This is a genomic window from Lysinibacillus sp. NPDC093197, from assembly GCF_044754025.1.
Taxonomy (GTDB): Bacteria; Bacillota; Bacilli; order Bacillales_A; family Planococcaceae; genus Lysinibacillus.
The window spans coordinates 531566-552782 of the sequence record NZ_JBIVOH010000001.1 but is presented as its reverse complement, the minus strand read 5'-3'; the positions used below and the strand labels follow the sequence as shown (position 1 = coordinate 552782).

Here is a 21217-nt window from a genome sequence, read left to right as displayed (position 1 = left end):
TATTGTTAATTGTGAAATGGGTGAATTAGAAATAGAAATGTATGAAAAAAATTTATATATTGATTATTTAGAAGGCGCTTATGAAGATATGGGTGAAGGTAAATGGTAGGAACAACAATAAGGGAGTTATCAAATATAAATGAGTAAAAAAAATAGTCCTTATTATCATTATTATAATAATGTTTTAAAGGGTAAAACAGATAATTCGCATTTAATAAAAAAGATGACTGAAAGATTCGATATTCCAGAAGAAAACATTATGTTACAGGATTTAGGTAGACATTGTAAATTTCTTAGCATGGTAATTTGTAATTCAGAAGTTAAATATGCAATTCCTTTGGAGTCAAAAAATGAAATTCTGCAAAATATAAAAAACGATTTTTCCACGGGTGAAGATTTAAGGGAAAAACATCAATTAATATTACCACCGTTTGTGGCTAATAAAGATGTTCATCGAATATTACAAACAGATATTTCAAGTTTATTAGAAGTGCTAGAAGATATTTATTGTGAAAAACGATTTGCAATGCAAATTACTGGCACCTACACAAGAATTCCTGAGTTTAAAGATTATTTACATTTAATTAAAGAATCTATTGAAAGTTTTTATTTTAATAATATCGCAGCTGCCATTACTTTGCTTTTAACCGTGATTGAAGGTATATCTAGAGAGTTTTGTGAAGTAAACAAAATTTATTATGACAAAAATGGTTCTAGTAGTTCTTTTAAAGCGGTTATGAAAAATCAAAAACAAAATTGGATTAATAAAGTTTTGTTTTATAGTGTTGACGAGGTTCCTTCAGATTACATAGAAGATGAAACATTTCTTAGAAGGATAGATGAAGGAATGGATTTATTAATATCTTATGAAACTTACGGTTTGAATTTTTTGTATAAATCAAAATCTGAATATCCATTAAACAGACATTCAATTTTACATGGAGTAAACAAAATTTTTTATACAAAGATAAATTATTACAGATTGTTCATGTGTATAGAAGCATTAGCATTTGCAGTTTCTTTAAATCCGTTTTCATACAATGCTGATGATGTAGTTATAGAAAGTAAGCTGATTATAAAATTTAATAAAATTAAAGCCTTATGTAAACTTATAGGAAAAATGCAAAATTAAATGGGCATTAGCATGATACAGTTATAATGAAAAAAAGAAGAGCTAGTATAATAGAGCATGTTATAGGAGTAATATTCTCTAAAATATGCTCTATTCTATATTTGTTAAATTGTACAAAATCTGAATAAATGGTGGTTATGATTTTCTATTATGGCTGTAACAAGATGTAAGGAGAAACAAGAATTGTTTATATAACAAAAGAAGTATAACTGAAGTATTAAAGACCTTGGCATGAGGAAAACTGAGGTATTTATTATAACTTCCAGCAATAAAAAATGTGATAAAATCATAAACCCAAGCAATTAATTTATATACTTTTCAATTGCTTGGGTTACTCATTATATTAGTAAATTGAGTTTGGATTAATTCTTAGTTCATGCAATTCAAAATATCCTCTGCAAGCATTTTAGACCCTGCAGCGCCTTTAATGTACTTTAAATTCCCTGAAGACAACCAATCAATCTCTTTCAAGTTCACTAAAAGCTTTTTTAATTCAACAGAATCTGGTTGTTGAGATTTTATTGAAAAGTTATTATTAATTACTTTATTCCCGACAATTGCCAATGCGTTTAGACATGTTATATGTGTCATTCTATATAACTGATTATTTTCCCATTGTTCTGGAAACAAATCTTTAATTAAGTTGAAGTAAAATAATGCTATATTTAATTTCCGTTCTTTAGAAAGATTGGCTAAAGCAGATTTTTTAGTTAATAAATTTATGATGTTATACAAATTTTGTAATGTTACGTTTTTATCTTTTGTTCGTCTTCCTATTAAGGTCCCTTTACTAAAGAAAGGGCTCTCAGGCTTAAGAATTAAGTTTGTAGCTACCCAGCTAAGGTCATCATTATCCCTATTTAAATAGCGACTTAGTGATGTCCCAATACCCTTAGCTTTTGAATTAATTACATCAAATAATTTTATTTCTTCATCCTCATCTAAATAATGAAAAGCTAAGAAGGGAACATTAAGCATACTGTCTGTTTCATTGATATATTCACTAATTCCGCCTAATCTATGCTGCCCATCCATTAAAGTAGCTTTCTTTGTGCAAATTAATCTCCCAAAATTTCTTCTCTGACCATCATAAGCATGAAACTCCCAATTTCCTGAAGCATTTAATAAAATTGGGGTATAAAGTGCCTCTTCACCTTGAGATAGATAATTTGCAAAATCTTTACAACGTTTTTTATCTATTGGGCGTTGATAGCCTTTGCCAGAAGGGTCGTTATAAAGTTTGGAGTAAGAAAAGTTGACTGCAATTTGAGATGAAACAAAGCCCTGATAAGTAACACGACCGCGCATCTTAGATTGTAATACATTTTCAATTGCTATATTTGAAGGTAAGTGATTACTCATATTAAAAACTCCTTAAGGTAAATTTAATACTCAAACATTATAGTACTTATAAGTACATATTTCAATCAAATTTATACTATATATAACTGTAAGATAGTTCAAACCTCACATAGTCTAAATGTGAGGTGATTTTGTGGATAGTTTAGTCAAATTAGTTGGTAGTAACATCAAGGAAATTCGGAAATTGAAAAAATTTACTCAGGATGAATTGGCCGAAAAATGTGGAATGCAAACGTCATATTTGGCTGGGGTTGAAAGAGGGGATAGAAATATTACCATTCAGACCTTAGAAAAGATTACTGAAGGCTTGGAAGAAGCACCAAGTAGTATCTTTAAATTTGATACTCTAAATTTCGATAATAGGTATTTTGAAAAAAAAGAGTTGATAATGATCTTACAAAATCTAATTGAAGACAAAAGTGAAACAGAAGTCCGTTTAGTATTAAATATAGCTAATGAAATATTTAATACATACAAAGGTTGAAGAATATATTTTATGTACCAGAGTTTAATACCAGGCCTGTGAATTATAAAATACCTATAAAAAAGATTGATCTTTTATAACTAAGTTCAATTATTAAAAAATATAGAGTGATTAGAGATCCTGTGTTAATATGCAGGATCTTTTCTTATTCCACAATCGGGCCATAAAATTGGATATTATATGTATAGAAAAAGGTTATTCGATATAAGAAATAGAATAATATTTCTTATATATGAAAGTATTTGGAGGAATGTAATAATGTCGATGGCTTTTCTTTTCAGAAAAAAACAGGATAAGAGTCCTTTCGCGGAAGCACTTCAGAACTTAATAAAGAGTGAAGGAGAAAAACTAATATTGTCATCAGGTTTTTTTGCATTTAAAACTAAATTAATCGATTGGATTGTTGAGGCTGCTACTGATAAAAAAATAAATGAAATTGTTATTATTGCTGGATATATCAAACCTAATATAAAAGTAATGGAAAAAAATTTTACAGGTAGCGATTACAATGTTAAAAATAAATCTGTTGTAGATTACCACGAATATCAATATATCTACAATAAAAAAAATGAACTGGAACAAGTACTCAAAAAGGGTGAGTTTTCTGAAAAAATCACTAAAAAAGATATAGAGAAACATCTAAACGAAATCAATAAACATTATCTTAATACATCCAATTGGTTTTTTACATCGTTTTGCGGAACGGTAAACCAATTAAATGATATTTATAAGAAATTTCTAGAGAATAAAGGTAAAAAAAGTTCCGAATTTGAAGCAGAAATTCAATGTTTTTGGGATGAAATCAAAAGAATTATAGACGACAATAAAAATAGTAAGATTGAATGCAATTTTTGTAAACTTAATATGTTTGTTCATTCTATTTACTATGGATTGTATAAAAATAAAATATATGATGTTCCGGTTCGCATTATTTTAATACCCAAGTTAAAAAATATAAAGTGGCACTCAAAAATTGCTCTAAAGTTGTCTGATTTAGAAGGTGAACAAGTTACATCTGCCATAGTAGGAAGTAGTAATTTGACAACAGCTAGTCTTCCTAACCTTGACAATGAGTTTTATTATGATTTTCCATTTGAATGTGATGTCTACATAACAACAAACGAAGAATTAGGATTACCTATCAACGAGCAGGATGATTTCTCAGTAATTCCTGTTGAACCAACACATCATAGTCCTGAAGGGATACTAAATTCTATTTATCAAGGAATTAAGCCATTTTTAGAACAGAAGTAAATCTAAGAGAAGTTATTCTACAACAATATTGAATAGCCTCTCTTTTTTATTTGTTATTATTCGGTTGTAGTTTAATAAATAGCAGTAATTTTTTGTTTTCGTAGTTCTTCAACAATCGGGCGCTTTCCTGGAAAAAGGGGGAAGGCCCCTTTTCTAATTTTAACTGGTTAAAAAGACTTCGGAAATTATCAATATCTTAGCTTATTGAATAATCACTGTATGAAAAAGCCTCTCTCTGAACATAATAGAATATAGAATACTAGATTTAACCTTAGTAGGAGAGTGAAAGATAAATGTTATTATCCGAAGCGTGGAAAAAATACCAACAAGATAAAAAAATCGAGGGATATTCAACACTTACATTAAAAACATATTGTTATCAATACAATCTTTTATTGCGATTTTTTGGTGATATTGATATGAACGGATTTAATACAGAAAAATTAAAAGAGTACTTAATACAGTCAGGAGAACACTTAAAGCCATCCAGTTTAGGGCATAGGATTCGTTGTGTTAAATCACTATTTAGATGGTCACATGAAGAGGGATATATTCTAAAAAATCCTGCTGCTAAATTGAAAGAGCCGAAATTAGGTAAAAGAATTCCTAAGTTTCTCTCGGAATTAGAGATCGAACATCTAAGGGAAGCTTGTCAATCAACGATGGAAAATGCGCTATTTGAGTTTATGTATTCAACCGGCTGCCGTATTGGGGAGGTAGTAAAATTAGATCGTGATGATATTGATTTTCGAACAAATTCCGTCATTGTTCAAGGGAAAGGTGATAAAGAAAGAGAAGTATACTTTAATACTCGCTGTTCCATTTGGTTAAAAAGGTATTTAGATGAACGGGAGGATGAAGATCCGTGTTTATTTATTACGGACAGAAAGCCTAAAAGGCGTATGAGCATTGATAATTTAAGATATATTATTAAGCGCGTATCAAATCGGGCTGGAATAAAAAAGAGTATACATCCTCATCAATTACGACACAGCTATGCAACGCATATGATTAATAACGGTGCGCCAATAGATGTTATCCAAAGTTTACTTGGGCATGAAAAGAGTGAGACGACAAAGATATATGCTCAGTTAAGCGGAAAACTAAGACAAGATTATTACAGTAAATACTTTTGAAATTAGACCCTAAGTAATTCAATACACCCATGTAAAAGTGTGTCTTTTCTGTTATAGGGCCAGCTTCTATATTTTCACCTTTTACCTGAAAATTATAATAGTCGAGTGAAAAAAAGTTTACTACATTAAAAATTATTAATAAAAATAAAGGATAATGTTGGTTTAAATAGAATTATTATACTATATACCGATCTAAGTATGATAGAGGGTGATTTTATTGAGTAACAAAAAAAAGTTTATTGGATCCTAGGTACCCTTTCCATAGTATTTATTTTTAGTCTATTTAATGTACTGACTAAAAATGATAAAGAAGAAAAAGCATCCTCTGAAGAGAGTGAAGAATTATCTCTTAAAGAGGCTATTAATCTGGGATTAGGTAGAGCAAAAGAATGGAATAGTGATGCTTATTTGGAAAGTGTAACTAGTGTTGATGAAGATATGGGAGGAACAAGGGGAGCAACAGGAAAACGATATAATTGGACAATGAGTTTTGGGTCTTCAAGCACAGAACAACAATTATTTGTAGGAATTTCAAAAGGAAAAATATATGGTGTTCATGAGGGTCGGGGTCCTAGTTTTGGAGATTTAACATTAGATGAAATTAAATTTGATAGCCCTTATTTAGTAAAACTTGCAAAGGAAAAATTTGATTTACAAAAAGGTGTGGATTGGGCTACAGGATACCATTTCACAATTGATAGCGAAAATGGCAAACCTACTATAACAGTATTAGGAAATGACAAGAATAAGCTTTTTACACATATAAAGTTCGATGTGAAAAATGGCGAAATAGTTGGTGCCATACACAAAGTACCGAAGGGAGGCGGGTTGATCAGAGCACGTTTAGGAACCAACGAATCAAAAACTTTAAAAAAAGGAATGGCTATCAAGGGGGTATCGTCTAAAAATAGTCAAGTAGTTGTTTGGGGAGATCAAAAGCCAAGGGTATTTAATATTTCAGTAAAACCCTTTTTCGAATTCAATGAAAATTACGACAATAATTGGCTTAATTTAAATATTAATGAGGAAATAGTTAATGCATGGGTTAATTTAGATAATGAATTATATGCTGCGACTGAATATGGACTCTGGCGGATTGAAATCTCCGAAAATAAAATGAAAAGAATTTTAACCACAGAAAATAAGATTGAGTTTATTGAATACTCATCAAATAATAATATTGCCATTTTAACTAATAATTTTATTCATAAATCAAATGATGGTGGTGATAATTGGGAATCAATTTCTCAACCTAAATCTGAGAAAATTACTTCATTACAAATTTCCGATACGGGAACAGTGACTCTTTTAACAAGTGATGGAAATGTTTTGCAAGAGAATGGTGGTAAATGGAGTGTTCTAGAATTAGCGCAGGGTTTAGAAACACCAACATATATGGAATTAATAGGAGATAATTTATTCTTTCTTTCAGATTATTCACTGTGGGTTCTAAATCTTACAGATGAAAGATGGAATAAAATACAAAACAAGTATGAGTTTAAAAAATTAATAAAAAAGAGAAACAATTTATTTGGGATTTCTGAAGATGGGATAATTTGTTTGATTAAATATGGAGATAATGCTTTTAACTGGGAAGTAGAAAGGTTATATGAAGAAAAAGAAGGGATAATAACAGATTTAGAAATTTCACAAAATGATTTATTTATCGCAACAATACCAGATTACCATTGGGAAGACATGAATTATTGAGGAATTGTTTATTAATTTATATTTATTAGAACCATCAATTACTAGAATGAAAATAATGATAAAAAAAAGAATTTATAGGAGGAGTTTATATGAAAGTGAAATTAGGTTTATACATTATTGTAAGTTTAATATTTTGTTTAGCACCATTATCAGCAATAGCTAATACAAAAGTTGATGCTACTACAGAATTCGATGCTACTACAGAATTCGATGCTATTACAGAAGTTAATGATACTGTTTCACCATATGGACCAGCTCAAACTTTTAAAAAGCTTAATCAAAATGTAACGGCTTATACGGCAAGTAAATATAAAGCAGATGGTACACTTAGGTATACTAGCAGTTCAAAACTTCCACAGTCAGGTTACGTAGCAATGAAGAAAAAAACAGTAGATAGTACAGTCCCTTACGGTTCGATAGTTATGACACCACAATATATAAAAAATTATGAAGGGATTAATCTTAACTCTTATTATGTACAAGATACAGGAGTTGATCCTTCTCTATCAGATTATGCTATTGATGTTTGGTGGGGTTTTTGCCGTACAAGTGCTTATAATAGTTCTGATACAAGATTAGGTTGTTCTACAAGCGATGCTGCATATACAAGTGCACTCCAATGGGAAAAGCCAACAATGGATCTTCAATTTGTTTTAGCACCTACTCCTTAATCTAGGACATTCATTCAGTCTTTAGTTCTATAGTATTCAATCAGAGTCAAGAGTAGTACAAGCTTTGAATGTTCTTTGTAAAAGTTCGTAGCACCCGTACTACTTTTGAATCTAGATATTTTGGAAGCACTTTGGAGAAATCTGTAGGGAACCGTTTTATACCAATAGTTTGAGCAATTAATTTTTCTGGAGGATATCTCTACAATATTAAGCCTTAAAGCACTCTTTCTGATTTAAGTTAATAAAATTAACATTTGTAAAAGGTTGAACGACAAATGATTTGCGTTCAACCTTTATGTAATGCATTTTCAAATCTAACAGAAGAACCATCTTTAAAAATAGCACCAGATGAAGTGAAAGAAGTGGTAAAAAAGGAAGCTGTAATCTTAGCTGGACACTTATATGGAAAAGTACCAAGACCAAATGGAAGGTGGCTTTTGTCCCCTTTTAATTGATGAAGAGGTTGCGTCTCGGATGGGTTCAAGTAAAACTTATTTTTCTTATCCTGAAGAGATTCCATTCAAACTATCTTTAACCAATTCTGGTGCTGAAAGCTTTCTATTCAAGGTTTATCATTTGGAGGATCCAAACAATGTGATCACTAATTGCGTGTTAAAACCGAATGAACGTTATGAGAAGGTATTTGACGGATTTCCTGATGGCGATTATGTCATCTCTTACCTAATCTAAGAAGAAAAGACGCCTGATGATATAAAACTGAAAGGCAAGGTAGAGTTACTTCCTTTGGGGAATTGAATTTCTTTAAGATTCTTTTGAGTGCATTAGTGCAACAAGGATTTATAACGTATACATAACTAGGTTCCAAACGCAAGCTTGGTAACATTTCAAACAGCGACAAGCACTGTTAAATCAGTGTTTGTCGCTGTTTTCATTAGAAAACAACACACTGAAACGCTGCGGAAAATAATTTTAAAAAAGACTGTTCATTCCATTTGTTCTGAATTGCTATACATATAAATAGACTCTCAATGAAATGGTGACAAAGGACTCTTTGGGGAAGTTTTTAATCAAATACAACTTTACATTTTCAACCGTCTATCTATATAATTTAGATAAAATTGGATATGTGGGATATATATGAAAAATCGCAAGTTTAAAGAATATAGTCCTTTGCTATGGTGAAAATTAATTTATTTACAGCCTTTATATTATTCGTATTATTTATTTGTTCAAAGTTATTTATGGAAAAATTCCAAAATGATGCTTTAGTTACTGTAAAGGATTTAGATAACGCAGCTGGAGCGATGGTGGCAATGGTTGTAATCGGTGGATTAGTAGGTATGTTATTGATTGGTTGCTCTATATTACTACCCTTGATAATTCCACTTTTCAGTAATTTTAAAAACAACTTAAAATCATTAATAGGTATAGTGATTTGCAACTTGGGTATTAGCTATTTTCTTTTATTGAATTTTACTTTGCAACTAGCATTATGTTATTTTCTTCCAACGTTGGTGGGGCATATTTTTCGATGTATTTCCGATGGACGAAAAAACGTTCCAAAATCAAAGCTTGGGAAAAAAACACGCTTTGGTAGCTTTTATGGTAGCATTCTAGTACGAGGTGATGAATTTTGAATAAAATTAAACTTGGTGCTAATCAAAGATTTATTTAAATAAATTTAGACGAAATAACAGATTGTGTCCATTCAAAGTGGGAATTACTATGTAATGAATGCAGAACTTTGGATTACGATAGATGAGCTTATTTTGTTATACCTTCAACTACAAGAAGCTTATAAAACATTAAAAGGCAATATTACATTTTCCAATTTAGATGGAAAGTTGTATTTCACACTTCAATTTAATCCATTTGGACAAATTAGTCTGAAAGGTAAATTTTAAGAATTCCCTAGTCAAGAAAATAAGTTGGAATTTGAATTTGTAATAGACCAAAGTCATTTACCTGCAACATTGTTGGGTATGAAAAAAGTTGTTGAACCAAACATATAGCTAAATCTAAAGAGTAATATTTATTTAAGGCCATACACAATAATGTGCCTAAATAAAAGTTTGGAAAGAGACCTAAATCCAAGAAATGTTGTTTATACAGCTTCTTATGCAAATATATATAAAGGGCTATAATAGTACTTTTCAAGATTATGAAGAGTGTGTTATCTGAATAAAAAATTGTATAATTGAATCTTTAAAACTGCATTTTTTCGTTCCTATACTTCAATTACAGTGTTAAATTTAAAAACAATCTTCAACAATCGGGCGCGATTCTGTTACAAGAATCAGCGCTCTTTTTCATTAAAGGGCCAGATTGTTGAGGAAAGTAAAACACATATTAGTGTGTTGAAGTTAATGAACTAACGAATTAGTTTAAATTATCTAGAAAGACAAAAGTAGGGCACCGTCAGAAAAAAGCGAATTTACAAATAATTTTATTCTTCAAGTAACTCTAGTGTTTTTATCGATGTTTTATGTCAAAATCGCAAAAAAAGAATAAATTGATATAAAGGGACAGTACCTGTTTTTACTAAGGGAATGCCCTTTATTCTTTTAAGATTATTTTTTTAAGCCAGCTGCAAAGTAGGGACCATTAACCGTAATGGTCGTTAATTATTATTTAAATTAAGATTAACCTTAATAGAATTTTCTGGAAAATTATACGATCAAACGACACTAAACACAAAAGTTTATTTGGTTTAGTGTCATTTTAATATTATAGATTTAGAAAATAGAATGTTTCCAAATCCGTTATATTTTTATTTAATAAAAATATGATGATACTTGGTATCCCTCTAGCTTGAACCAAAAGAAAATATCTAATATTTTCCTTTTTTTAAAGTAAAATCAAACGAGTTAAAAGTGAAAATTTATATCCTGTCTGGAGAGGTTTCTTTATATTTTTTAATACTTCGCCATAATAGAGGTTAAGAGTTTTCCATCAATATTTCCACCTGATATAACAAGTGCTATATTTTGACCACCAATTTTTTCTCTGTGTTCCATTATTGCAGCTACAGTCGTAGAACTTGCAGCTTCTACAATATACTTTTCTTCCTTTGCCATAAAACTAACAGCTTTAGCAATTGACTCTTCTGAAACCATAAGAAATTCATCAACATAATCTTTTGCCATTTCATAACTTAACTTTCCTATACCTCCAATTAAAGCATCACAGATTGACTCTTCACTTGGGTATTCTTCGTAAAAGGTTTTATCTCTATAAGAATTTATCATTGCTGGGCATGCTTCTGTTTGCACACCAATAATACGTATATCTGGCTTAATTGATTTCGCAGCAACTGCAATGCCTGTTATCAAGCCTCCACCACCAATTGGTACCACAATCGTATCTATGTCAGGGTTTTGTTCTAAAATTTCTATAGCAACTGTTCCTTGACCTGCATATATTTTGGGATCGCTATAATATGCATCTATAAATGTAAGACCATTTTCTTCTATATAAGTCATTCCGAGAGCATGTGCCTCATCATAACTATTTCCCATCAGCATAACATCAGCACCAAAATATTTAATTTTATCTATTTTACTTTGAGGTGTATTTTTAGGAACAATAACTTTTGCATTTTTGATACCAAGGATGGAAGCTGCATAACTAACAGAGCTTCCGTGATTTCCAGAAGAAATAGTTCCAATACCACGTTCTTTTTCTTCTGTGGTTAGAGTCATCATTTTATTTAATGCACCACGAATTTTAAAACTTTTTGCTCTTTGAAATGATTCAAGTTTAAAGAAATAGCGTTGATTTTGATTCCCTAAATAATAAGATTCTTCTAAGGGTGTAGTGGGTACATACTTCTTAATTCGTGTGTATGCTTCTTGGATTTCATTAAATTGTAAACTCATAATTTTATCTCCTTTTAAATATTAGTTTTTGAACCAAGTTTATTTTTTTCTGCTTCCTTTAGTGCCATATCAGCTGTAGCAATATCTAAGAGTGCCATGCCGGTAGCATCAAAAATTGTTATTTGATCGTTACTTGTTCTTCCCTTAACTTTACCAACTATTAAATCGCCTAATTCTCCGATGATATTTGTTTCATTTATAATGCCTTGCTTAAGAGGAATTTCTATTTCACCAACCTCTTTGCAATGCATCATATCGTCTACAAAAAGTAAGGAAGAGGGCAGTATTTCAGGATCTATTTCTTGCTTTCCTTCCATATCAGCTCCAATACAAGAAATGTGAGTTCCTTTTTGCAACCATTCTTTTCTGATGATTGGGTTTCTTGAAGGGGTAACCGTAATGATAATATGACTATCATTTACAGCTTGTTCTAAATAATCTACAGCTTCGAATTTGATATTATCAACGTTAATACCGAACTGATGTTTAAGTTGTTGAGAAATTCCTTCAACAAAACTATTTGCATTGGCTAGTTGCTGTGAAGCTACTCGTACTTTTTTAATCGTAGGTATTGTTGTCAATGTAGCCGCAATTTGAAAGATAGCTTGATTTCCAGCACCCACAATTAATAAGTTTTCTGCGTCTACTCTAGCCAAATATTTAGCACCTAATGCACCAGCTGCTCCAGTTCTCATACCAGTAATATAAGCAGCATCTGTCATACCTATTGGCATACCAGTTTCTGCATCAAATACAGCAATCATACCAATTAGTGTTGGAATTCCTTTTTCGGTATTATCTCCAAACCATGTGACAGTTTTATGCCCGAAAAGTTGCTTACTTTTTAAGTAACCTGATTTAATATCTAAATCTGCTTTACCTCGGTTGAATTCATAAAATACTGTTGGCCATACATCTGTTAAGCCATCACTCTTTGCTTTATAGACACTTTCAACAACTTCTATAACTTGTTGGATTGAAATTAATTTTTTTACATCTTCCTTACTAAGTATACGAATTTCAAACATTAAATTAGCCCCTTTCTAGGTACATGAAATTTTATTTTTTAAAAATTTATAAGTTATAAATCCCTCTTTTTTAGATTCAAAGTGGCTTTTACCCTAAAAAAGACAATAAAGCACTGAATCTCACTCCTCCTAAAAAGGCCCTAACGGAGTGAAATCCAGTGCTTTAAATGTATTAACCCGGGGGAAAATACAAGCATCATATTATTTGTTTTATAACTTAAAAATTAAAATAACATAGTTTTTTTAGTTTATCAATAATATTTTAAATAATATTAATAAATGAAACAGGTAGAAGGGGATTGTACTAAGTACTAAGTTAAATAAAATTAATAATATTTTTCTTATGAATATATATTATTAATATCAGTTAGCTTTTTACTATGTGTTTTCTCTTGGTGAATTTTTTAATATTTTCTCTCTTCACCTTTTTTTAGTAACTCCCAATCAATCTCTATATTTCTTCTTATTTTTTTTAATGTTTTTAAAACAGCTTGTGCTTCTTCTTTATCAATCCCTCTATGAGCAACTATGTCGGAATGTTCTTCTTCTCGTTTTAATAAAAGATAAATGTCTTCACCTTTCTTAGTAGGGTATAACCTTTTAATTTTTTTATTTTCAAAATCGTCCTTTTTTTCTACAAATCCTTGTGCTTCTAATTTTTTTACTGCATGAGCAACAGTGGTTTTATCAACTTTAATCATTTCTGATAGTTTCTCTTGAATAATACCAGGATTCTCACAAATTCTTACAAGATATAAATATTGTCCTTTAGATAAATGCAATTCTTTAAATTCTATATTACTAATAGAATCCAAGCATCTAGCGATCATTCCAATTTCGCGAAGTATCTCTATCATTTTTTTCCCCCTGATGTAATTCAAAAAAATGTTATGTTGTATTTACAACTAAAAAAAAATCCCTTATACTCATGAATGTGTTCAAGAAATTTTCATTAATTCAGAAAGTTCTTTTTTTCATCACTATTTAGTTGTAAATGCAACTAAATAGAAATTTTCACAGGTTTTATTAAAGGTATTATTATTTTTTTATTAGAATTTAGTTGTAAATACAACTAAAAAAGTTTTTTTGTATGGAGTATATTTTTTTAAAAGAATTTAGTTGTAAATACAACTAAACTAAATACTTTATATAGTTTTTAGGTTACTAGTCTATAGAAAAAAAGTTATAGATAACAAAATATACTTCTTTAATTATAACTATTTATAAAAATTAAACATAGTGATTCTTAAAACTATTATTAGTACTTTCGTAAATCTTATTCAATTTGGAGGAATGTTACATGAACAACACGGTTTTAAGTGATGATTTAATATCCCGGACTATTGAAACTAGGAGATATTTACATCAATACCCAGAATTATCAGGACAAGAATATAAAACTTCTAAATTTATTCAAGAAAAGCTACTAACATTTAATATTGAGTTATTGGATTTTGATGAACCTAGTGTTGTAGGTTTTTTAAAAGGTTCAAAAGGTGATAAAACTATTGCATTAAGAGCTGATATTGATGCACTACCGATAATGGAAGAAGGGGACAAGCCCTATATTTCAAAAGTACCTGGAGTGGCGCATGCATGTGGACATGATGGTCATGTTGCTGTTCTATTAGCGGTAGCAGAATGGCTTTCAACAAATAGAGAAAAAATTGAACATAATGTTATTTTTATCTTTCAGTCTTCTGAAGAAATGACTCCAAGTGGAGCAAAAGCATTAATAGATCAAGGTGTTCTAAATAATGTTGATTCAATATTTGGTCTGCATTTATGGCAAGGAGAAGAAAGAGGGAAAATGGGTTTTACATATGGCTCAATGATGGCCTCTGCTGATGAATTTGAAATTATTATTAAAGGAAAAGGAGGACATGGAGCTGCACCGCATGAAACTATTGATCCTATATATATTTCCACATATTTAATTCAGGCATTGCAATCAATTATCAGTAGAACTTTAAATCCAGTACATCCTGGTGTAATTTCAATTGGAAAAATAGAAACTGGAACAACGTTTAATATTATACCTGATTCTGTGAAAGTTTTTGGCACAGTACGAGCCTTAACGCCTGAAACAGTAAAAATAATGAGGGAACAAATTGTTCAATTAACGGCGGGAATCTGTGAATCATTTGGAGCTTCTGGAGAAGTTAATTATTTCTTAGGGACACCACCACTGGTGAATGACCTAAATAATTCTAAATTTGTTGAAAAAGTTATTCAAGATTCATTTGGTAAAGAAGTTATCAAACTTATCGATCCAGTAATGGCTGGTGAAGATTTTTCACATTATTTATTAGAAAAACCAGGGGCTTTTATTTTTGTAGGGATGGGTAGTGAAAAAAGTAATTATCCTCATCACCATCCACGCTTCGATATTGATGAAGGTGTTTTCCCAAATGCAATTCAATTGTTAATTGATATTGTAAAGAATTATCAATAAATATATAGAATTTTACTAAGTCTATAAACAAGAAGGTACTCGAAATATTATTTGAACTTCAATAGATTTTTAGAATTTCTTGTTGAAATATCTAGTCTATAGATTGACTGTAAGGGGGTGATTTATTTTAATAAAATCTAATTCTCATTTAATATTTTTTCTATATACATCTATTAAATGTGATTATAACTAAGAGAGTTTTTTTAAAATCAATTTACTGAAAATGAACAATAGTCAGTAAATACAATCTGGTTTTAATGGTATAGGGGGGAATCATCATGAGTCACGTTCAGCAAAAAACTTCAAAAAAAGAAATAAAAAAACCAAGAACAATCAATGTATATGTTCTTCTATTAATTGTTTTGCTGGTTGCTACTGTATTTACGCATATTATTCCAGCAGGAGAGTATGCAAGGATAGATTTTAATGGTCGAGAGATAGTAGATTCAGATTCATTTAAATATGTTGATAAATCACCAGCATCATTCTTCGATTTTTTCAAGGCAATACATTCTGGTATGGTTAGTGCTGCAGATATTATCTTTTTTGTTTTAATAATTGGAGGAGCATTTGGTGTACTCACAGCTACAGGAACAATTGAAACCTTAATGGTAGTTGTATCAAGAAAGTTGGCTAATAAAGAAAAATGGCTAATCCCAGTAATGATGTTATTTTTCGCTTTAGGTGGATCTCTTATGGGGATGTCGGAAGAAACGCTTGTTTATATTCCAATTCTTATTCCTCTTGCAATTGCTCTAGGTTTTGATGTACTTACTGGTGCAGCAATAGTGTTGATTGGAGCTTCAATTGGCTTTACAACTGCTATAATGAATCCTTTTACTGTGGGGATTGCTCAAGGAATTGCAGGACTCCCAATTTTCTCAGGAATGATGTATAGAATCATACTGTTTATTCTTATGTATGTTATTGCTGTATGGTTTGTCTATAGACATGCAATGAAAGTCAAAAGAGACCGTTCATTAGGATATTTTGCAGACTATCAAACTATAGGATTAGAAAAAATAATTGACTCAAATATAGTTCTTGAAAAAAAACATAAATTGGTTCTTGGATATTTTTTGTTTAACTTTATAGTTTTAGTTATTGGTGTTATTAAATTCCAATGGTATATCACTGAAATTGCTAGTTTATTTATTTTATCAGGAATTATTATGGGGATTTTAGGAAAACTTTCAAGTGATCAAATAGTTCAATCCTTTATGAATGGGGCAGCTGGTTTAATTACTGGAGCATTGGTAATTGGGGTATCAAGAGCTACTCTAATCGTCTTAGAGCAGGGGCATATTATTGATACAATTTTATATCATACATCATCTGCACTTCAACATGTTCCACCTGTATTTAGTTCAGCAGGAATGTTTATTCTCCAATCCTTCATTCACTTTGTTGTTCCATCAGGAAGTGGCCAGGCAGCATTAACTATGCCTATTATGGCACCTCTTGCAGATTTACTAGGAGTAACCCGACAAACAGCAGTTCTTTCCTTTTCCATGGCAGATGGAATTGGTAATATAATTTTCCCTACATCGGGATATTTCATGGCAGCGCTTTCATTAGCTAAAATTCCCTGGAGTCGTTGGGCAAAGTGGGTATGGCCATTAATTTTAGTACAGTATGGAATCGGGATTATTTCCGTTATTATTGCTCAAATAATAAAATATGGACCGTATTAGATAAAATTTTAGAAGCGAATTTGGAAGTTAGATAATTAGAAAAGTCATTAAGGATAGAAAGTCTTTAATGATTTTTTGTATTTTAAAAGGAAATAATTAAAAATAAAATTACATGAAATGAATAGGTATGGAATTCTATAAAAATAAAGTTATCTTCTGTTACAGTTGTGGTAAAAAGTTCTTTTTTACATGTAAGGACATGAACAACAAAATTGGAATATATAGTAACTGTAGTGAGTGTTTTGTATCTGGTTTTAGTGGCAAAATCGTGCTGTAGAAAGGGATATGGAAAAATGGATTAATTATAACAAAGGGGTTATGTTAAATTGTACCGTAAAGCATAAATTTCCAAATTGAAAGTTTATGCTTTATTTTATTTTAGGAAATTTTATAGTTGAATATTCACATCTTAGGTAATCCAATAAAACGGTGTACTATTAATAATAAAGTAGTTTATTCAACAATCGGGCCAGATTGTTGAATAAATAACGTTGGTTTCACATAAAGCAAGATGAACCGTATTACTAATAGTGATAAAGTAAAGAGTAAAAATCCCTCTAGATTATGAGGTTTACATAGGTTAACATAAAAAGAAGGAGACCGTTCATGTTATTTAGACGGTCTCCTTTTGTTTTTCTTAAACTTGTACTTCACTCATCAATGCATGAGTATTATTTTCTGTATCCCTAAAAAATACCATCCAGGTTTCTGTTTGTCCCATTTTAGCTACAACATGTGGTTCGTCGATAAAAGTAACTTCTTTACCTAATAAGCGCTCATAAGTATCTTTAATATTACTTACTTCATAATAAATTACTGAGCTTAAAAGCGCGAATTCCTCTTTTTCTGGAAGTGTTAACATGAGCCGCAATCCATTGCAATCAAAGAATGCCATATTATTAGTGTTGAACAAAAGCGAGAGACCTAATTTTTCTTTATAAAAATCTATTGCTCTATTTAAATCTTTTACAGGTACTCCGATTTGTCCAATTTTTTTGATTGTTTTATTTTCCATAATACTTTTCCCCCTTCAAAATATAAGATTATAAAAAGAATAAATTATTTTATTTAATTTTTCTTATCCAATATCACCTTTTTTCGATATTCATTAGGAGATATGCCAACATGTTGCTTAAACATTTTGCTAAAGGATACAGGATTTTGAAATCCGAGTTTAAAGGTAATATCGGTCATATTATTACTTAATTCTGCTAAAAGTTGTTTTGCTTTTATTATTCTAAACTCTGAAATATGCTGATGAGGAGTTTTACCATATATTTGTGTATATGTTCTTAATAAATGATTTGGAGATAGACAAGCAATGCGTGAAATGTCATTTAATTTAATGGTTTTGTCATAATAGGCTCTTATATAATCATGAGCTATACATATCCTTCTATATAATTCTTCACGCGTAGAAGTACGTATTGCACTTAAAGATTCAACTTCCTTATACGTATTAAAATGTTCATTCAAAATAGATTGCATTAATTTATGAAATAGTTCTTCATAACCAATAGAATTAATTTCGAGGCTAGGTAAAATATGTTTAAAAGCTTCAAGTTGAATAGATAAAGTATTATTTTTATGATAGGTTTTATCAAAAAAGGAAATGGAACTTGTATTCATGAATGGATCGCTGAGAAGATTATCGCTTGTTTCTTTTAATGTTTTAAAGACTTCAGCTGCAAGCCCATCTTTAAAGAAAACACAAAAAGATTCCACTTCCTTTGTTTCATCAATTGAAATTGTGTACGAACCTTCATTAAGGAGCAGGTATCTACTTTCTTCAACAGCAAACATGCCTTTATTAGTCTTATAATGGGCTTTACCATTAGAAAATGTTTTTATGGACAGTTGGCCAACTCCTTCCCAGTAAAATTGGTCGCTTTTTGCATGTAAAACGAAATTGGTAGAATCATTTTTTGACATAATACAATCTCCATTAGACATCTTTATTTTTTCATAACTTTATTATACATAAAAATGGAATCTAAGTATTACACATATATATTACTAATGAATTTGGTTGAACCATATCTCAAATAATTTATGGAAATAAAGTTATTCAACTATCGGGTGCTTTAGTTTAACAAGAATTATGGTGGTTATAATCTTCCACAATCGGGCGCATTTCTTTAAAAAGGAATACGCTTTTCGCCTTTAAAGGGCCAGATTGCGGAAAACATAAAGCTTTTAGGATAGCCACTTTAATCATATGCAGGATATTCAGTTAGCTTATCAAATTCCTTGTCAGAGATGGGCCGACTAGAATAAGACAAAACACTATAGTTAGCACCCTTATCCCCTGGTATACGAATGGTCATACGAATTAATTTGTATGGTGGATTATGCGCTCCTTCGAACCCGATGACTCTTAATGAGACGTCATATGGATCGTTTCCAGATATTTTTTCTATTCTCCCGTATTCGAATAACTGATTATCACCGTGCTTCCTCATTATATCAAGGATAGTTTCACCAAGGCTCCTAAGAAACGCTCTTTCCATTAAACTTGGGAATTGATTCTGGGGTATAATTTCGCTCTTTCCTTTTGCTTCCGTAGTTGTTCCACCAAAACTAAGTAAAAGAAAAGTAAAAACAATTATGGATAGTATAATTTTATTCATCAGCAAATCACCTTTTTGAAAGATATGATTCCCTTTATGATGAGGTTTATCCTTATATTAAGGGCATATATTTCAACAATAGGGCGCGATTCTGTAAAAGGAATCAGCGCTCCTTTTCATTAAAGGGCCAGATTGTGGAATAATCTAAGATCATATTTAAAGGCTTTTTTAGGGGTCCCGTCAGGGGATTTACAACGTTAAGAAATTTTAATGTGAAATAGCCGAATTCCAATGGCTTTGGAATCCGGCTTAGGTCCTTATTTACTTTTATTTAAAGGAACGACCAATTCTAGTTCCTTTATTTCTTCACTAAAACCTTCACTATTTGTATGACTTGGCTTGAGTGTTAATGATTTTGGTATCGTATCCATTGGAGGCAAAGTCAGTACCATATGATGACCATAGTTCCCAGCCATGCCTGCTTGTAGTTTCAGTTTATCATATACATGACCATTATCATCGACTACAGAGAAATCAAACCATGGCCAACTATCGTTTTCATCCATTTCAGTAGGGTAATCAATCGTTAGGTCTATTCTAGTTGATAGAGGTGAAAATGTTACTTTGTCGGCCGTTAAAGTATAAACTTCATCAACCGTTTCAGTTGTAACTTCTGGATAAAACTCAAATACATCACCTTTTATTTTTTCAAGTGGGAAAGCCACCTTCAACTTGCCCTCATAGCCAAATAAATCTTCTCCATGGACCGCAATCTCAATTTTATCTCCATATTCATTATAATTAGAAAAAGTAAATTGATGATGTTCAATTATTGTTTTCGAGTTTATGTCATCTTGCCCTGTTGAACCAATCGCTGGTTTAACTGGTTGTCCATTAATTGTTATATAATTAAAGCCGACAATTTCTTCTTTCATCGAAAGTTCTTTTTCTCCTGTGTAAACTAATGTTACGATTAACCGGCTGCCATCATAAGCTGCTTCTTTTACAGTCATTGTTAAGCCATTTTTACTATCTTGTTTATCAATTACTGTCGTAAGTTGATCGTGTTCAATTTTATCTGAGGCAATGTCTCTAAAGTCCTTATAAATTGGACCGATTAGGGGGATATTTGATAATGCTTCTGCCATGCCTGTTGAAACAAATCCAGAACCGAGCAAAGTAATACATAACCCACACGCAACCAAGAGTGACCGTTTTGAGGTTCTTACTTTTCTTTTTTTCTTGGCTTGAAAGATAGCCGTCTTCTCCCTTGCCATTAGCTTTTCAATAGGTACATTTATGTTGTTGATAGATTGATTGAATTTGTCTTTATTCATAAAGATAACCCTCCTTTAAAATGGGTCTTAGCTCTTTTTTCGCTCTATTTAAGTGTGATTTCACGGTTCCTTCCGGATAATTCATTATGGTGGCAATTTCCTTAATAGACAGATCATGATAATACCTCAACAAAATAATGGTCTTAACAGTAGGATTTAAGAATTTAAAGGCTTCTGATAAATCCATCGAATGCATAATAAAATCAACATTTTCAGAAGCGATTAATTCAGTAAAGATTTCCTCATTATCTGTAGTAAAATGGTGGGATTCTTTCCGAATAAAATCAATCGATTTAAAAACTAGAATTTTTGTAATCCAACTCGAAAAACTTTCAGGCTTTTTTAATGTCTTTATTGAAATATAGGCAGTATAAATAGTTTCTTGATAGACATCAAGAGCATCTTGTTCATTTTTAACGTACGCATAGGCTGTTCGGTACAGCTTTTGTCGAACAGAACCTATCAGTTGTTCAAATGATTCATCATCACCCTTTTTTGCTTTTTTTACTAATTTTGCTATATCCATTTTGGTTCTCCTCTCCGTT

20 protein-coding genes are annotated in these 21217 nt (G+C 30.9%); 11 read left to right on the top strand and 9 right to left on the bottom strand.

Annotation, left to right across the window (positions count from 1 at the left end; translation table 11 throughout):
• Positions 1–139 precede the first annotated feature (139 nt).
• On the top strand, positions 140–1132 hold the full coding sequence (locus ACIP9G_RS02835) for a hypothetical protein (protein ID WP_401017236.1): 993 nt from the start codon (positions 140–142) through the stop codon (positions 1130–1132).
• A 369-nt stretch (positions 1133–1501) separates the two neighbouring features.
• Here ACIP9G_RS02835 and ACIP9G_RS02830 read toward each other — a convergent pair whose 3' ends face one another.
• Positions 1502–2494, bottom strand: coding sequence for a DGQHR domain-containing protein (locus tag ACIP9G_RS02830; protein WP_401017234.1), 993 nt, complete (start codon positions 2492–2494; stop codon positions 1502–1504).
• A gap of 133 nt (positions 2495–2627) precedes the next feature.
• On the opposite strand from ACIP9G_RS02830, the gene ACIP9G_RS02825 reads away from it, so the two are divergent.
• The 8 genes from ACIP9G_RS02825 (at position 2628) to ACIP9G_RS02790 (ending at position 9614) form a co-directional block, all read left to right on the top strand.
• Positions 2628–2978, top strand: a complete 351-nt coding sequence (locus ACIP9G_RS02825; protein ID WP_401017232.1) for a helix-turn-helix domain-containing protein — start codon at positions 2628–2630, stop codon at positions 2976–2978.
• A 258-nt stretch (positions 2979–3236) separates the two neighbouring features.
• The gene (locus tag ACIP9G_RS02820) at positions 3237–4232 is read left to right on the top strand and encodes a hypothetical protein (RefSeq protein WP_401017230.1); all 996 of its coding nucleotides are present in this window, start codon (positions 3237–3239) and stop codon (positions 4230–4232) included.
• A 293-nt stretch (positions 4233–4525) separates the two neighbouring features.
• Positions 4526–5368, top strand: coding sequence for a site-specific tyrosine recombinase/integron integrase (gene xerA / locus ACIP9G_RS02815; protein ID WP_401017228.1), 843 nt, complete (start codon positions 4526–4528; stop codon positions 5366–5368).
• Positions 5369–5776: 408 nt separating this feature from the next.
• The gene (locus ACIP9G_RS02810) at positions 5777–7078 is read left to right on the top strand and encodes a WD40/YVTN/BNR-like repeat-containing protein (protein ID WP_401017226.1); all 1302 of its coding nucleotides are present in this window, start codon (positions 5777–5779) and stop codon (positions 7076–7078) included.
• Between the two features lie 89 nt (positions 7079–7167).
• On the top strand, positions 7168–7749 hold the full coding sequence (locus ACIP9G_RS02805; protein WP_401017224.1) for a hypothetical protein: 582 nt from the start codon (positions 7168–7170) through the stop codon (positions 7747–7749).
• Positions 7750–8151: 402 nt separating this feature from the next.
• Positions 8152–8439 carry a hypothetical protein gene (locus tag ACIP9G_RS02800; RefSeq protein ID WP_401017222.1) on the top strand — a complete coding sequence of 96 codons (288 nt, stop codon included), beginning with the start codon at positions 8152–8154 and terminating at the stop codon, positions 8437–8439.
• 446 nt (positions 8440–8885) lie between these two features.
• Positions 8886–9347 (top strand): hypothetical protein, encoded by a 462-nt coding sequence (locus ACIP9G_RS02795; protein ID WP_401017220.1) that lies wholly within the window; start codon positions 8886–8888, stop codon positions 9345–9347.
• 63 nt (positions 9348–9410) lie between these two features.
• Entirely contained in the window at positions 9411–9614 is a 204-nt protein-coding gene (locus ACIP9G_RS02790) for a WapI family immunity protein (protein ID WP_483869659.1), read from the top strand.
• Between the two features lie 1011 nt (positions 9615–10625).
• On the opposite strand, the gene ACIP9G_RS02785 is transcribed toward ACIP9G_RS02790, so the two are convergent.
• From ACIP9G_RS02785 to ACIP9G_RS02775, 3 genes are all read right to left on the bottom strand, one after another.
• A complete protein-coding gene (locus ACIP9G_RS02785) occupies positions 10626–11588 on the bottom strand; it encodes a threonine ammonia-lyase (RefSeq protein WP_401017216.1) in 963 nt (320 codons plus the stop codon).
• A 14-nt stretch (positions 11589–11602) separates the two neighbouring features.
• Positions 11603–12616: an ornithine cyclodeaminase family protein gene (locus ACIP9G_RS02780; RefSeq protein WP_401017214.1), complete on the bottom strand. Its 1014-nt coding sequence runs from the start codon at positions 12614–12616 to the stop codon at positions 11603–11605.
• 404 nt (positions 12617–13020) lie between these two features.
• Positions 13021–13473: a MarR family winged helix-turn-helix transcriptional regulator gene (locus ACIP9G_RS02775; protein WP_340825663.1), complete on the bottom strand. Its 453-nt coding sequence runs from the start codon at positions 13471–13473 to the stop codon at positions 13021–13023.
• A 443-nt stretch (positions 13474–13916) separates the two neighbouring features.
• Between ACIP9G_RS02775 and ACIP9G_RS02770 the strand changes: the two genes are divergently transcribed.
• Positions 13917–15071, top strand: coding sequence for a M20 metallopeptidase family protein (locus tag ACIP9G_RS02770; protein WP_401017212.1), 1155 nt, complete (start codon positions 13917–13919; stop codon positions 15069–15071).
• Positions 15072–15349: 278 nt separating this feature from the next.
• Positions 15350–16765 (top strand): YfcC family protein, encoded by a 1416-nt coding sequence (locus ACIP9G_RS02765; RefSeq protein WP_401017210.1) that lies wholly within the window; start codon positions 15350–15352, stop codon positions 16763–16765.
• A 637-nt stretch (positions 16766–17402) separates the two neighbouring features.
• Here the strand turns inward: ACIP9G_RS02765 and ACIP9G_RS02760 are convergent.
• The 5 genes from ACIP9G_RS02760 to ACIP9G_RS02740 form a co-directional block, all read right to left on the bottom strand.
• Complete coding sequence (locus ACIP9G_RS02760; RefSeq protein ID WP_401017208.1) at positions 17403–17780, bottom strand: VOC family protein; 378 nt, start codon at positions 17778–17780, stop codon at positions 17403–17405.
• Between the two features lie 53 nt (positions 17781–17833).
• Positions 17834–18697, bottom strand: a complete 864-nt coding sequence (locus ACIP9G_RS02755) for a helix-turn-helix domain-containing protein (RefSeq protein WP_401017206.1) — start codon at positions 18695–18697, stop codon at positions 17834–17836.
• A gap of 278 nt (positions 18698–18975) precedes the next feature.
• Positions 18976–19395 (bottom strand): hypothetical protein, encoded by a 420-nt coding sequence (locus ACIP9G_RS02750; protein ID WP_401017204.1) that lies wholly within the window; start codon positions 19393–19395, stop codon positions 18976–18978.
• A gap of 257 nt (positions 19396–19652) precedes the next feature.
• Positions 19653–20672, bottom strand: coding sequence for a DUF4179 domain-containing protein (locus ACIP9G_RS02745; RefSeq protein WP_010858146.1), 1020 nt, complete (start codon positions 20670–20672; stop codon positions 19653–19655).
• Complete coding sequence (locus tag ACIP9G_RS02740; RefSeq protein WP_401017201.1) at positions 20665–21198, bottom strand: sigma-70 family RNA polymerase sigma factor; 534 nt, start codon at positions 21196–21198, stop codon at positions 20665–20667. Before ACIP9G_RS02740 ends, ACIP9G_RS02745 begins: the two co-directional genes overlap by 8 nt.
• Between the last annotated feature and the right edge of the window lie 19 nt (positions 21199–21217).